At 39.7% G+C, this 14,559-nt stretch carries 10 protein-coding genes and 2 riboswitches; all 10 genes read right to left on the bottom strand.

Features of this window, described 5'->3' with window-relative positions; genetic code table 11:
* Positions 1-503 precede the first annotated feature (503 nt).
* Positions 504-1,841, bottom strand: coding sequence for an NCS2 family permease (locus MLE13_RS07535; RefSeq protein ID WP_240749104.1), 1,338 nt, complete (start codon positions 1,839-1,841; stop codon positions 504-506).
* Positions 1,842-1,957: 116 nt separating this feature from the next.
* Positions 1,958-2,059, bottom strand: a riboswitch (purine riboswitch).
* A gap of 117 nt (positions 2,060-2,176) precedes the next feature.
* Positions 2,177-3,715 (bottom strand): glutamine-hydrolyzing GMP synthase, encoded by a 1,539-nt coding sequence (gene guaA / locus MLE13_RS07540; protein WP_240749315.1) that lies wholly within the window; start codon positions 3,713-3,715, stop codon positions 2,177-2,179.
* A gap of 125 nt (positions 3,716-3,840) precedes the next feature.
* A riboswitch (purine riboswitch) is annotated at positions 3,841-3,942 on the bottom strand.
* 32 nt (positions 3,943-3,974) lie between these two features.
* Positions 3,975-6,155, bottom strand: a complete 2,181-nt coding sequence (locus MLE13_RS07545) for a DUF4129 domain-containing transglutaminase family protein (protein WP_240749105.1) — start codon at positions 6,153-6,155, stop codon at positions 3,975-3,977.
* Entirely contained in the window at positions 6,155-7,366 is a 1,212-nt protein-coding gene (locus MLE13_RS07550) for a DUF58 domain-containing protein (RefSeq protein WP_240749106.1), read from the bottom strand. The genes MLE13_RS07545 and MLE13_RS07550 overlap by 1 nt, the downstream gene beginning before the upstream one ends.
* The gene (locus tag MLE13_RS07555; RefSeq protein ID WP_240749107.1) at positions 7,363-8,313 is read right to left on the bottom strand and encodes an AAA family ATPase; all 951 of its coding nucleotides are present in this window, start codon (positions 8,311-8,313) and stop codon (positions 7,363-7,365) included. Before MLE13_RS07555 ends, MLE13_RS07550 begins: the two co-directional genes overlap by 4 nt.
* A 165-nt stretch (positions 8,314-8,478) precedes the next feature.
* Positions 8,479-9,306: an ammonia-dependent NAD(+) synthetase gene (nadE, locus tag MLE13_RS07560; RefSeq protein WP_240749108.1), complete on the bottom strand. Its 828-nt coding sequence runs from the start codon at positions 9,304-9,306 to the stop codon at positions 8,479-8,481.
* Between the two features lie 11 nt (positions 9,307-9,317).
* Complete coding sequence (locus tag MLE13_RS07565) at positions 9,318-10,787, bottom strand: nicotinate phosphoribosyltransferase (RefSeq protein ID WP_240749110.1); 1,470 nt, start codon at positions 10,785-10,787, stop codon at positions 9,318-9,320.
* Between the two features lie 460 nt (positions 10,788-11,247).
* On the bottom strand, positions 11,248-12,690 hold the full coding sequence (locus tag MLE13_RS07570) for an aldehyde dehydrogenase family protein (RefSeq protein WP_240749112.1): 1,443 nt from the start codon (positions 12,688-12,690) through the stop codon (positions 11,248-11,250).
* 20 nt (positions 12,691-12,710) lie between these two features.
* On the bottom strand, positions 12,711-13,466 hold the full coding sequence (locus MLE13_RS07575; protein ID WP_240749113.1) for an SDR family NAD(P)-dependent oxidoreductase: 756 nt from the start codon (positions 13,464-13,466) through the stop codon (positions 12,711-12,713).
* 11 nt (positions 13,467-13,477) lie between these two features.
* Positions 13,478-14,551 (bottom strand): tartrate dehydrogenase, encoded by a 1,074-nt coding sequence (locus tag MLE13_RS07580; RefSeq protein ID WP_240749115.1) that lies wholly within the window; start codon positions 14,549-14,551, stop codon positions 13,478-13,480.
* Between the last annotated feature and the right edge of the window lie 8 nt (positions 14,552-14,559).

Below are 14,559 nucleotides of genomic sequence, written 5' to 3' on the forward strand. Positions count from 1 at the left end.
TAAGACGCACGATTCGCTTTGATCTGCATAATGCTGATCAGTAAGTTTTGCGCGGGCCGTTTTGCGCGGCCGTTGCTGTTTGTTGACGTTTTGCTGTTCAGTTTTCAAGGTTCAGTTTGTCGCGCTCATTGGCGACTCAATTAATATAACACGCTCATATTAGAGAGTCAACACTTTAACGAAGTTTTTTCGTAAATTTATTATAACAGATTTATCTAATTATTCAGATTACAGTTTCGTTACAAATAAGTAAGGGAATTCACTCTTTACATTGAAGAGTTCTCCTTATATTTATAACCCTCCCTTTGTTGGTCAGGAATTGAAATTCCTCAATAATAAAGTCCTGGTCCCATTCTCACACCCCTAATTTTAAAAGCTCCAATTCTTCCCCGTCATTCCATTATCCTCCTTTCCAATTCGAGTTTCTTCTATAAGATACAGTTTTCATTTTCCTGCTAGCTCAAAGAAAAAAGTCCGCCAAATAAATTGGCGGACTTCCTATCTTACGCTAAGAAAATAAAGTAAAGAACAAAGATGACAAACAACCCATACATAATCGGATGAATCTGTTTGCCTTTTCCTGATACGAGCATCGTAACTGGATAGAAGATAAATCCAACCGCAATTCCTGTTGCGATACTATAGCCAAGCGGCATAGCAATCATTGTTAGGAACGCAGGAACTGCCACTTCAAATTTCGTCCAGTCTATTTTCCCTAACGCTGAAACCATTAAGACACCTACGATGATTAAAGCCGGAGCTGTTACAGCGCTCGTAATTACTTCAAGGACCGGATAAAAGAAAATCGATATAAGAAACAGCAATCCTGTTACGACAGCTGCAAATCCAGATCGTGCACCAGCTGCAACTCCTGCAGTTGATTCAATGTACGAAGTGGTTGTTGATGTTCCGAAGATTGCTCCACTGACCGTAGCAATTGAATCTGCTAGTAATGCTTTGCTTGCTCTTGGTAGTTTGTTGTCTTTCATCAAGCCTGCTTGATTCGCAACAGCAACTAATGTTCCAGCTGTGTCAAAGAAATCTACAAACAAGAATGTTAAGACGACAACGAGAAACTGAATGTTGATTAACGAACCAAAATCGTTAAAGATCGGTTCAAGCGCAACACCGAAAGTTGGTGCCATACTTGGAACGTTCAGGTCAATAATTGCACTAGGTAAATTCACAACACCGAAGAGCATTCCAACTACTGCCGCGATTAAAATACCAAAGAAGATTCCACCTTGGATACCGCGGGCCATAAAGATTACAGTGATAATTAATCCAAAGATCGCTAACAACGCTGAACTGTCTGAGAGATCTCCCAATCCAACTAAGGTAGCTGGATTATCAACAATGATATTTGCATTTTGCAATCCGATAAACGTAATGAATAGGCCGATCCCGGCTCCCACTGCATATTTTAATTCAGCAGGAATCGAATTGATAATTAGTTCGCGGAGACCCGTTAACGTAAGAAGAATAAAAATAAGTCCTGAAAATAAAACCCCTGTTAATGCTGTTTGCCATGGAATTCCGTAAGTCAGAATAACTGTGTAAGCAAAGAATGCATTTAAGCCCATACCTGGAGCAAGCGCAATTGGATACTTCGCGAGAATCCCCATCACTAAACAACCAATTGCAGCAGCTAGTGCTGTAGCCATAAATACGGCTCCATAATCCATCCGCATTGAATCTGGAAGATCCGGTACTGATTGTAGCGTTAAGGTTAACGGGTTGACGACAAGAATGTACGCCATCGCTAGAAACGTTGTTAAGCCGCCAATAATTTCTCGGCGGTAATTCGTCCCTAGTTCTTCAAACTGAAAATATTTTTTCATGCTGATTCCTCCGAATGCCTGCGTATAAATCCTACAAAAGAAAAACGCACACAGCAGATTGCCGTATGCGTTCGATTTATCCCTTCACTAAGAAAATGAAAGGCATCCCGCTCAATAGTGAACAGGATTAAAATCGTAGTCGAGTTATTTACGGTAACTCGGTAGAAACTTTCGGGCCATATCCCCGACATTATACGACAAGCTTATTTAATTTCTATCGTAATATATCATGTATAAAACGAATTAACAATACCAAACACGAACATTTTTAATAAATAATACAAAAAAGTTCGTGAAAAAGAAAAATACCGACTAATTTAGTCGGCACTCTAACTTTATTCCCATTCAATCGTTGCTGGTGGCTTGCTCGTAATATCATACAAGACACGGTTGATGTGATCTACTTCATTGACTAAACGAACACTAATTTTCTCTAGGACTTCCCAAGGAATGCGAGCCCAGTCAGAAGTCATGCCGTCAATTGATGTTACAGCACGAATACCGATTGCGTAATCGTAAGTACGGGCATCGCCCATTACTCCAACGCTGCGAACATCCGGTAACACAGTGAAGTATTGCCAAATGTCACGATCAAGACCTGCTTTTTTGATTTCATCGCGCAAAATCCAATCAGATTCACGGACGATTTCTAATTTTTCTTCCGTTACAGCTCCCATGATACGAATACCAAGACCAGGACCTGGGAAAGGCTGACGCCAAACAACTTCTTCAGGCATGCCAAGCTCAGTACCAAGAACGCGTACTTCGTCTTTGAATAATGTATTTAACGGTTCGATCAATTTAAACTGCATGTCATCTGGTAATCCACCAACGTTATGGTGGGATTTAATTGTTTGAGCAGTTGTTGTTCCACTTTCAATGATGTCAGTGTAAAGCGTTCCTTGTGCTAGGAAGTCCATACCCTCAAGTTTTGAAGCTTCATCATCGAATACATAGATAAATTCGTTCCCGATAATTTTACGTTTTTTCTCTGGATCTGTAACGCCTTCAAGTTTACTCATGAAACGGTCGCGTGCATCGATTTTGATAACGTTCATGTTGAATCCGTCAGCAAAAGTTTTCATCACGCTTTCTGCTTCTCCTTTACGAAGAAGGCCGTGATCAACAAACATGCATGTTAATTGATCGCCAATTGCTTTATGAATCAACACAGCAACGACTGAAGAATCTACTCCACCACTAAGTGCGCAAAGTACTTTTTTGTCGCCAACTTCTTCGCGGATTTTTTCAATTTCTAATTCAATGTAGTTTTCCATTGACCAGTCATCTTGCATTCCGCAAACGTCATAAACAAATTTGCGCAATAAATCATTGCCATAAATCGAGTGACGTACTTCCGGGTGGAATTGAACGCCGTAGAATCCGCGACTTTCATCTGCCATTGAAGCAATTGGGCAGCTTGCGCTTGTTCCAATAACATCAAATCCTGGAGGTGCAGCTGTAACTAAATCACCGTGACTCATCCAAACAATTTGTTCTTCAGGAAGATCTTTAAAGATTTTACTTTCTTTCGTCAGCTTTAATTCCGCTTTGCCGTACTCACGGTTTTTAGCTTTTTCTACTTTCCCTTTTAAGTGCAGAGCCATTAATTGCATACCGTAGCAAATTCCTAAAATCGGCAAGCCCATTTCAAAAATGGCATCATCGATTGAAAATGCATTTTCATCGTATACAGAATTCGGTCCACCAGAGAAAATAATTCCCGTAGCATTCATCTCTTTAATTTCTTCAGCAGTGATGGTGTGCGGGTGAAGCTCGCTGTAAACACCGATTTCACGGATGCGGCGCGTGATCAACTGATTGTATTGACTTCCGAAATCCAAAACGACGATTTTTTTCTGTTCTTTCAACATAGGACTAACTGGCAAAACCTTCACCTCTTCTATTCGATTCAGGTCTCAAAATAACAAAAGAACGCGAAAAATGGACCTCGCGTTCTTCTGCTCTACATCAAAAAGGCGAATGCACATGTCAAAAAGCATGCGTCATCCACCTTCATAGTCAAGTCATTTCCGGGGACTTGGTAGAGACATCCGATCCATATTACCGGACATATATGAGGGCACCTGTAATTTATAATTTAATCAATTGTACATTTTAAAGGTTGTAAAATCAACCGCTTGTCCGATTGATTAAATTTTCCCAACTTTCCTTTAACTCATGCCAGTCAATGGATTCAGCATCTCCTCCATAAATCATCCGTTCATAAGCTGCGGTCAATTCAGACATTTCTCGTGTGCCAAAAAATGAATCAATGTAAGTTGCATATGATTTCAAGGTTTGACCTGACTTCCGTTGAATACCGTATAATTCTAGTTGTTTCAGTAACCTTAGATAAGCTTTTTCAAATTGAACCGGTTCCTGGCCACGCATCCGGTAATAAGAAATAAGAAATTTCGGCATCCATCTGTGACGTATTTTGAAGAGAATAGCTACAACAACACCCATTGCAACAATTGCCCAAATCAGTTTCCAACGATTACTTGCAATAAACTCAGTTAGCCGATTCCAAAAAGCAGATTGTGAAGATATCACAACTTCTTCATCTTCTGCATTTGCAGGTTTTTGTGTCTCTGGACGTTCTTGAGGATCGGGTTGCTCCGGGTCCGTTGGATCTAACTCCAAATCAAAATCAATAGAGGATGAACCTGTAAAACCAATAGTTGGTTCAAATAGCATCCACCCCACGCCTGGCATATAAGCTTCTACCCATGAATGCGCATTGTTGTTCGTTATCTCGTAGACATCAGTTTCTCCTTGCGAATCGATTAATTCGCCTTCATTAAATCCTTTAACCCAACGAGCTGGTATATCAAGTGAGCGTAATAATACAACCATAGAGGTCGAAAAATTATCACAATACCCTCTTTTCGTATCGAATAAAAACTGATCTACATAATCTTCGTCTTCTTTAGGAACTGGTATGTCCGTTTGACTATAGGTAAATCCAGATGTATTGAAATAACTCTCAATAGCCAATGCTTGATCATAAACCGTCTCACTATTTGCGGTTATTTCAATAGCTAAGTCACGAACTCTTTCAGGAAGTTCATCCGGCAATTGCACATAGCGATCAAACTCAATAGGCAGTTCTTCTAAAGCTTCTCCACTTGTTTCTCGCAATGTTTTCAAACTATAACTAGGTTCACCAAAAGATACTTCATACTCTTCAGGTTCCAGTTCTTCTCCATTTTGGTAAGTTTCAAAGCGCTGATCTGCTGAGCTGTATTGATAATCTGGAGATTCTTCCATTGAAAAAGATTCGGTTCCGTAGGGATATAGAACAAAAGGAAATTCTTGTTCCATCGAGACGACTGTCGTTTCCACTTCTTCTCCTGAGACAAACTCCGTATCTACAGTTTCATTGTTTCTATAAACAACGGACTCTCCTACATTCTCTATCAGTTCCCAACCTTTTGTCGTATAAGTATCTTTCGATTCAACTTTCCAATATTGTCCAGTTGAAACTTCTGCGCGAAAAACCGGTGTATCATCCCCAATAAACGAACCACCTAGACGTGAATCGTCGACACCGTATCCAATTCTCCCTACATTCCCCCCACTTCCAGGACCGCCTTGTCCTGAGAAAGAAGTTATGAACGGTACTGGGTCTGGCCAAATGGGTTCTGATTTCGGCAAATATAATGCAAACGCCGTCGAAACAGCAATCCCTAAAATAAGGGGTACTGCAAATAACGCTACTTTATCGGCGTGCTCTGAAATTTGGTGACTTTCCATCCACCGTACCAAATACAATAAACCTGCCAGCAGAAGACCAATAATCATGATTCGAACAATTGCTGTTTCTCCTGAATAGGGACTGAACGTATCCAATACCGCGATAAATACTACCGTCAATACATAGAACAAAAAAATGCTAGATCTAAAACTTACCCAGTAATGAATCAAGTAAATGGCCATCCATAACAATACAAAAAACAACATTGTTCGGAAAACATCGGTTGTTTGTTCCCAATTCTGGCTGATCAAGGCTGAAAAATTCATACTAATATTAGATTGGAGAAATTGTATGGCTTCGCCTGTAAAAAACACATTGCCAGTATAGACATAGATAACAAACCATAAAATATATAAAACTTTTATAGGTCCTGAAAACCACCAAGGAACTCTCAAAAAAGCCATCAATAATCCACCTGCAATAAAAATTAAAAACAAGGCTTGGTGACCTGTTTCGGTCAATACAATAACTGGCGTCAACCATTCTGCTAACATAAAGAAAACTAATATATATAAGATGGCCATGAAAAATTTATTTTTTCTAATGGAAGTCATTACCGGCTCACCTCCGTAAACACAGTCGCAAAGTTCTCAGGACTCACGCGTTTTACAACAAACCCTTTCGAGCGGGCAAATTGATGTACTTGTTCATCTTCTTCAAGTAGTATTTCACCTTTACTCGTAACAACTAAACACATGCAATTACTTAAGTTTTTAGCATTTCTTTGAATAGATTGAATCATTTCTATTGAAAGTTGACTCGTTACATATAATAAGCTTGAAGTATTCATTTGTTGAAGTTCACGTCCAACCGCTTGGTCTATTGGCTTGTCCAAGTCACTTTGCACTTTCGCTAAATGATACATAATTCGCTGTAAATGCTCTTCCGTTTGAACGACCGGAAAATAATTGCGTTTTTGACCAATTGATAAATAAGCTAAGCTCGAATTAGCGCGAACAACCGATTTCAATATAGAAGCTATTAGCTCTACTTGCAATTCGAATTTCTCTGACACTCTTCGATCGTCTAGCAAAAAAAGGTCTTGCGACTGTCGATCTTCAAATTCTTTCGTGCGTAATGTTTGCGTACGCGCATAGGATTTCCAGTGAATCCATGACACTCGGTCCCCAGGTTGGTAATCACGAACTCCGCTTGCCATTGTTGTATCTTTTACTAAAGTAAAAGGAGCAGCCATTGACCCATGATCATAACGTGATTCTATGGGACGGTATGCAATTTCTACTGTATTTGGATAAACTAAAATTGTTTGTTGAACTGGTAGTAACCGACTTTTTTTTACCCATCCAAAAAAATCCGAAATTTCTAAGTAAACCCCTTCTAATACATGCTCTCCCCTAGGCATATTCTCAAGAGTATAAGTCCAAGAATAAGATTTCCGGAATCCCGGAACAATCATTTTCGGGCGTTGATTTGCGATGATTTTATTCAAAGATGGAGAATGGGTTTGTTCACTTAATACGGTATATAGGAGCGGAAAAGGGTTTTTTCGATAAATGGTGACTGTCGCTGAAAAGTCCCCACCTTTACGGACTTGAGTCGTATGCATCGTTCGGGAGACCTCGATTTTCTGTAAAGGATAAAATGCTAACAGCATGGAATACACGATAAAAGGTAAAGACATATAAAAAATAAACCAGCTAACAAATCCTCCTTGGAACATTGCAAAAGAAAAAGTCAAAAACAGAAGAAAAAGCACAACTACGATACGCCCCCATAAAACGGTGTTGTTTTTCAGTTGTTTCATTTACCAACAAGCCTTTTTACAGGTACGTGGGTTTTCGCCAAGATGCGTTCTGTAATTTCTTCTACCGTTATTCCATCGTAACGAGCCTCTGAGCGCAACATAATACGATGTCCGAAAACAAATTTCGCTAAATATTGAACATCATCTGGCGTCACATAATCCCGACCTTTCAACAAAGCATAGGCTTGCGAAGCTTTCATCAACGCAATAGACCCTCGCGGACTTACCCCTAAATACACATAGGCATCCTGGCGAGTTTGCCGGGACAAATCAACAATATAACTTCGAATGGTTTCATCTACTTTAATCGTTCTCACTTGAGCTTGCAGTTCTAATAACTCTTCAAGAGAGATGACGGAAGTCAAATCCTCAATTGGCGCAGCAACTTGTGCACGGCTTAAAACTTCCATTTCTTCTTTTGACGATGGATAACCCATTTTAATCTTTAATAAAAAGCGGTCAAGCTGTGCTTCAGGTAAAGGATATGTTCCTTCGTATTCAATTGGATTTTGTGTAGCCATGACAAAGAACGGCTTAGGAATTTGCATTGTTACACCATCAATTGTGACCGAAGCTTCTTCCATTGCTTCTAAAAGAGAAGATTGTGTTTTCGGTGAGGTCCGGTTTATTTCATCTGCTAAAATAATATTGCCCATAATTGGACCCGGTCGAAAATGGAATTCCATATCTTTCGGATTGTAAATAGACACGCCAATAACATCTGATGGCAATAAGTCAGGTGTAAATTGTATGCGTTTAAAATCAGCTCCCACCGATTTTGCCAATGCGCGAACCAACATCGTTTTGCCCACACCTGGAACGTCCTCCAATAAAACATGGCCATGAGACAGCATTGCAACAATACTAAGCTCCGCGATATCACGCTTCCCTATAATCACTTTTTCAATATTATCTATTACTTTTTCCAATCGCTCTTTTGCATTCATTTTTAAGTTCCTCCAATATAAAACAGAAAATGTTTTGAATTATCACAATCTTATCGTAATCATAACGAAAAGCTACTCATAACTCAACTGCACAAGAAATTTCTTCCAACAGGTATTCAAAAAAAAAAGCAGGAATCTTCTAAGATTCTCTGCTTTTCCACTGACTTATTTCCAAAAATCGTCGAATACCGTAACAGGCAAATGGCGCTTATGTTGTGTTCTTAAATAATGACCTTCTAGCTTTTCCTGTGCATCTGCAGGTATTTCCTTACCTTCTAAATAGTCATCGATTAGATTATAAGTTACTCCTAAAGCTACTTCATCAGGTAGGGCCGGCTTATCTTCTTCTAAATCTGCTGTAGGAACTTTCAAGTAAAGGTGCTCAGGACTACCAAGTTCTTGTAGCATTGCTTTTCCTTGGCGCTTGTTCAACCGGAATAATGGTGTCAAATCAGCTGCCCCATCACCGAATTTTGTATAAAAACCAGTGATGGCCTCTGCTGCATGATCGGTTCCAAGTACGGCGGCACTATGCATGGCTGCAATCGAATATTGAGCTTTCATCCGTTCACGTGCTTTTTCATTGCCTTTTGCAAAATCGGTTAATTGAATACCGGCTTCTTTTAATGCCTGTTCACTAGCATCAACAGCTCCTTTTATATTAACCGTATAAAGTTTAGTCGGTTGGATAAAATCCAAAGCATCTTTGGCATCATGCTCATCCAACTGAACTCCGTATGGCAAACGCACTGCATAAAAAGCGTAATCGTTGCTTTTCGACTCTTCATTTAATTGATCGATCGCCATCTGTGTTAACTTGCCAAGCAATGTTGAGTCTTGGCCACCTGAAATTCCGAGAACATATCCTTTAAGGAACGAATGGTGCTTTAAGTAATCTTTTAAAAACTGGATTGTCTGTTCAATTTCTTCTTTAGGTTCGATGATAGGCTTTACTTTTAACTCTTCAATAATTTGCTGTTGTAGAGTAGACATTAAAATCCTCCTTATTCTCCAGTAAATTCATGAACGGCATCGCGAACTTCTTGAATGTTGCGCATTTTGTTATCCCAGCATTTTTGGCTTAAATCTACTGGGTATTCTTCAGGATTTAAAGAGCGTTTGTATTCATCCCATAATAAGTCCATGTTTTGAATGGCATAGTTCTGCATTTCTTGGACACTTGGGTTTTTATAAATAATTTGGCCTTTTTCAACAACTTTTTGATGGATATTTACTGCTTCGAAATTCGTGACAAATTTCGATACAAACGTATGGACGGGATGGAACATTTTTAAACGTTCTTGTGAAGAAGGGTCTTCATCATGCATCGCGATATAATCGCCTTCTGATTTCCCGTTCTCTTTATCAATAATTCGATAAACATTTTTCAGCCCAGGTGTCGTGACTTTTTCTGCATTCCCTGAAATTTTAATGGTATCTTCTAGTTCGCCTTTGTCGTTTTCGATTGCCACCAATTTATAAACTGCTCCTAAAGCCGGTTGATCGTAGGCCGTAATTAGCTTTGTTCCAATACCCCACGCGTCAACGCGAGCACCTTGGGCTTTCAAGTTTAAAATCGTATATTCATCTAAATCATTGGAAACTACAATTTCAACATCTGGGAAACCTGCAGCATCCAACATTTTTCTTGCTTCTTTAGATAAAAAGGCAATGTCTCCACTATCTAGTCGAATCCCTTGAAAGTTGATTTTATCTCCTAATTCTTGGGCAACTTGGATCGCAATCGGCACTCCAGATTTTAATGTATCGTATGTATCTACTAAAAAGACGCAGTTTTTATGGCGTTTCGCATAGGCATGAAATGCCTTATATTCATTTTTATAAGCTTGCACCATTGAATGCGCATGTGTTCCAGCTACAGGAATTCCGAATTTTTTGCCGGCACGTGCATTGCTAGTTGCTTCAAGTCCACCGATATAAGCTGCGCGTGATCCCCAAATAGCTGCATCCATTTCTTGAGCACGTCTTGTGCCAAATTCCATGACTCGTTCATCTTTAACAATTTGCTTAATCCGGCTAGCTTTAGTCGCGATTAAGGTTTGGTAATTAACGATGTTTAAAAGTGCGGTTTCGATTAATTGGGCTTCGACAAGTGGCGCTTCCACACGAATTAATGCTTCGTTTTGAAAAACAAGCTCACCTTCTGCTACTGAGTAAACATCTCCTGTAAACCGAACAGTTCGTAAATAATCGATGAAATCTTCTTTGTAACCAAGCTCTTCTTGAAGATAAGCTAAATCACTGTCCGTAAATTTGAAGTTTTTCAAGTAGTCTAAAATGCGTTCCAATCCTGCAAATAAAGCATAACCATTGCCAAAAGGCAATTTACGGAAAAACAACTCAAAAATTGCTTTCCGTTCGTGCATCCCATCTGCCCAATAAGTCTCCGACATATTGATTTGATATAAATCTGTATGTAGTGCCAAACTGTCATCCGCATAATGCTTATCCATAAAAGAGTCTCCTTCTTCCACAATCAGTAATGCCACTAATTATACACCAATATTGGTAAGACCAAAATAAAAGTCAACTTTATAAGCGAGACTTCCGTTTTTCTTCATAAACTCTAGTTGTTGACATAAAGAAGAAAACATGAGATGATATTTTAGTTAACACAAAGGTAACTGGTAAATTTTGATAATCTGGCATTCTACGATAATGTTTTTGAGAATACTTATTCACACTGGAGCGATTTAAGGATCGCAAGGACGTAAAAGAAGGTAGGGTTTACGTTGCTTAGGTTAGAAAGCACCCAGTGGAACAATGACCGCGGTACTGAAAGTAAAACTTTCAATGGAAATGATTCCCCAGTAAAATGGGTTGAAAAATTGAGTCAAAACAAATTATAGTTACCTTAAACAAACAAAGGGATGTTCTCAAATCGAGAACATCCCTTTTCCAATTCTTTAAACATTAGTATTTTAACGCAACGTTTTTTAAAGCCGTGTAATTGCGCAATGCTTCAAGACCTTTTTCACGTCCAAATCCACTTTTCTTAAATCCTCCGAATGGCATTTGTACACCACCCCCAGCACCATAATTATTGATGAAGATTTGTCCGGCACGAATTTTACTAGCCACTCGGTGGGCGCGTGCCCCGTCTTTTGTCCAAATGCCAGCTACTAGCCCATACTCCGTACCATTGGCCAATTCAATCGCTTGTTGTTCGGTTTCAAATGCAAACGCAGCAACAACTGGTGCAAAAATTTCTTCTTGAGACACATAACTATCTGGTGCAAGTCCATCAATGACAGTCGGTTTAAAAAAGTAGCCATTTTCGAGCCCCGCTGTTTTCTGACGCTCGCCACCAGTTAAAAATTTCGCTCCTTCATTCCGGGCAACATCCATGAATTCAAGAATACGTGAAAATTGTTTTTCATTTAAAATCGGACCTAAATCCAAATCATCTACACCTTTACCAATTTGAATTTTTTCCATTTTCGCAACCACTTTTTTCAGAAATTCTTCTTTTATAGACTGCTGCACCAATAAACGAGATCCTGCTGAACAAGTTTGTCCGGCATTTTGAATAATCGACCGCACAACCCACTCAACCGCATCTTCTTGGTCGCAATCTTCAAAAACGATGTTCGGCGATTTCCCACCAAGCTCAAGCGTTACCGGCTTAACGTTTTTCGCAGCACCCATCATTACAGCAGAGCCTGTTTGAACCGAGCCTGTAAAAGTAATATGGTCAACATCTGGATGTTCTGATATTGCTGCTCCCGCTTCAAAACCATAACCCGTCACCAAGTTAAAGACACCTTTTGGCAAGTGGGTCGCATCAAATATTTCTGCCAATTTAATCGCAGTTAGCGGTGTATCTTCTGCAGGTTTTGCAACAACTGTGTTCCCCGTCGCAATCGCAGCTGCAGTTGAGCGTGAAATGATTTGCAATGGATAATTCCACGGCACAATATGAGCTGTTACGCCAACTGGTTCACGTAATGTATAATCGAGAATTCCAGGTTGAACTGGTATCGTTTCACCAAATATTTTATCGGCCATCCCTGCGTAGTATTCAAAATACAAGGCAGATGCTTCAACATCTTTACGCGCTTGCGTTAACGGTTTTCCGGTATCGAGCGTTTCTAACAATGCAATTTCTTCTAAATCAGCGCGTAGCGCTACGGCTACTTTATGTAAAATTCTACCTCGTTCAATTGGCGGAAAAGACTGCCACTCTTCTGACTCAAATGTTTTACGGGCAGCTTTTACTGCAGCGTCAACGTCTTCTTTTTTCCCTCTCGGAACTTCTGCCAATATTTCTCCAGTTGCTGGATTTTTGGTTTCAAGTTTCTCGTTGCCAATGCTATTTACCCATTTTCCATTTATATACATTTGTTGTTTTTTCACTGATCCGTTCCACTCCCCAATTAAATTCCGCGTCCTCCGTCAACATTTACAATGCTACCTGTCATCATTTTCGCTAAATCTGAGCTGAGGTATAAGACACAATTAGCAATCGCTTCTGGCGTAATCAATTCACCTAATGGAACACTTTTACGGAATATATTTTCTTTCGTTTGTCCTTCATCAACACCAGATGCGGTAAATTCACCTAACATTTTCGTATCCGCAGGGCCTGGATTTATCGCATTAACTCGAATGTTATAAGGAGCTAATTCAATAGCTAAAGCTTTCGTCAACGAAATTGTTGCTCCTTTTGAAGCTACATACGCATTTAATCCCGGACGTGGACGATCAACAGAAACAGAGGCTATATTGATAATCGACCCACAATTCTGTTGTTTCATATACGGGACAACTGCACGAGATGTTAAAAATACAGCGGTGGAATTGATCGCCATAATACGCTCCCAATCTTTGAGTGTTACATTTTCAATATCTGTTGCCGCTTGTGCAATTCCAGCAACATTCGCTAACACATCAATGCGACCAAACTTGTCTGCCGTTTTCTTAATAGCTGCTTCTACACTTTGTTCTTCCGTTAAATTGCCTTGAAGAACGAGTAATTGTTCCGGGTATTGCGTTTCTAACTCTTGTAGACTATCGACATGAAGATCGATAGCCGCGACTTTCGATCCTTGTTTTAAAAATTGCTCAACAACCTCTTTACCCATTCCCCCGCTTGCACCTGTCACAATCGCTACTTTATTGTCTAACCCCATTAATTTCCCTCCTAATTTTTCACCAACATCAAGACTTTCTCAGCAATAGCTGAACCTACTTGTTGTGTAGTGGAAGTGCCACCTAAATCTGGCGTTAATACTTTTCCTTCTTGAATTACTTGTTCAATCGCGTCGACAATGGCAGTCGAAAGATCTTCACGACCTAAATGATTCAACATTAATGCAGCTGACCAAATTTGAGCAATCGGGTTGGCAATTCCTTTTCCTGCGATGTCCGGCGCCGAACCATGAATCGCTTCAAACATAGAAGGGAAATTGCCTTCCGGGTTAATATTTCCTGATGGTGAAACGCCCAATCCACCTACTAAAGCTGCTCCAAGATCCGTTAAAATATCTCCGAATAAATTAGAAGCAATTACTACTTCGAACGATTCTGGGCGCAAAACAAAATATGCAGCTAAAGCATCGATAAAATTACTTTCAAGTTCAATGTCTTCGTAGTCTTTCGCGACCAATTCAACAACTTCGTCCCATAACTTCATCGAATGAATAATGGCATTGGATTTTGTCGCACTTGTCACTTTTGATTTGTTGTTTTTTTGCGCGTACTCAAATGCATATTTGGCAATTCGTTCGACGCCTTGTTTTGTAATGACCGTATTTTGAATTGCCATTTCTTGCGAATGTTGCTGATACAAACGACCGCCGATATTTGAATACTCACCCTCGGCATTTTCACGGAATACCATGAAGTCTATTGGTTGCTCGTTTTTCAAAGGAGATTCAATACCAGCCAATCGCTTGATCGGCCGCATATTGACGTATTGTTGAAAGTTTTTACGAATCGGCATAATCAGTTCCCAAATTGTCACTTCATCGGGTACGCGTTTGTCACCTACCGCTCCAAATAAAATGGCATCAAAATTTTTCAATTGATCCAAGCCATCCTCAGGCATAATATGTCCGTGAGCTAAATAATATTCACTGCCCCATTCAAATTGTTCAAACGCGATGTCGAATGTTGGATCTTGTTTTTTTAACGCCTCTAAAACTTTTACCGCTTCTCTTGTAACGTCGGGCCCTATTCCATCTCCAGGTAGTACCGCTATTTTATATGTTGTCATAAATTCTC

Source organism: Planococcus halocryophilus (genome assembly GCF_022489025.1).
In the GTDB taxonomy this organism is placed as follows: Bacteria; Bacillota; Bacilli; order Bacillales_A; family Planococcaceae; genus Planococcus; species Planococcus halocryophilus_A.

Coding starts and splice junctions, on each gene's coding strand:
- MLE13_RS07535 (WP_240749104.1), bottom strand. CDS start 1,841: ATGAAAAAATATTTTCAGTTTGAAGAACTAGGGACGAATTACCGCCGA.
- guaA (WP_240749315.1), bottom strand. CDS start 3,715: ATGTTGAAAGAACAGAAAAAAATCGTCGTTTTGGATTTCGGAAGTCAA.
- MLE13_RS07545 (WP_240749105.1), bottom strand. CDS start 6,155: ATGACTTCCATTAGAAAAAATAAATTTTTCATGGCCATCTTATATATA.
- MLE13_RS07550 (WP_240749106.1), bottom strand. CDS start 7,366: ATGAAACAACTGAAAAACAACACCGTTTTATGGGGGCGTATCGTAGTT.
- MLE13_RS07555 (WP_240749107.1), bottom strand. CDS start 8,313: ATGAATGCAAAAGAGCGATTGGAAAAAGTAATAGATAATATTGAAAAA.
- nadE (WP_240749108.1), bottom strand. CDS start 9,306: ATGTCTACTCTACAACAGCAAATTATTGAAGAGTTAAAAGTAAAGCCT.
- MLE13_RS07565 (WP_240749110.1), bottom strand. CDS start 10,787: ATGGATAAGCATTATGCGGATGACAGTTTGGCACTACATACAGATTTA.
- MLE13_RS07575 (WP_240749113.1), bottom strand. CDS start 13,466: ATGGGGTTAGACAATAAAGTAGCGATTGTGACAGGTGCAAGCGGGGGA.
- MLE13_RS07580 (WP_240749115.1), bottom strand. CDS start 14,551: ATGACAACATATAAAATAGCGGTACTACCTGGAGATGGAATAGGGCCC.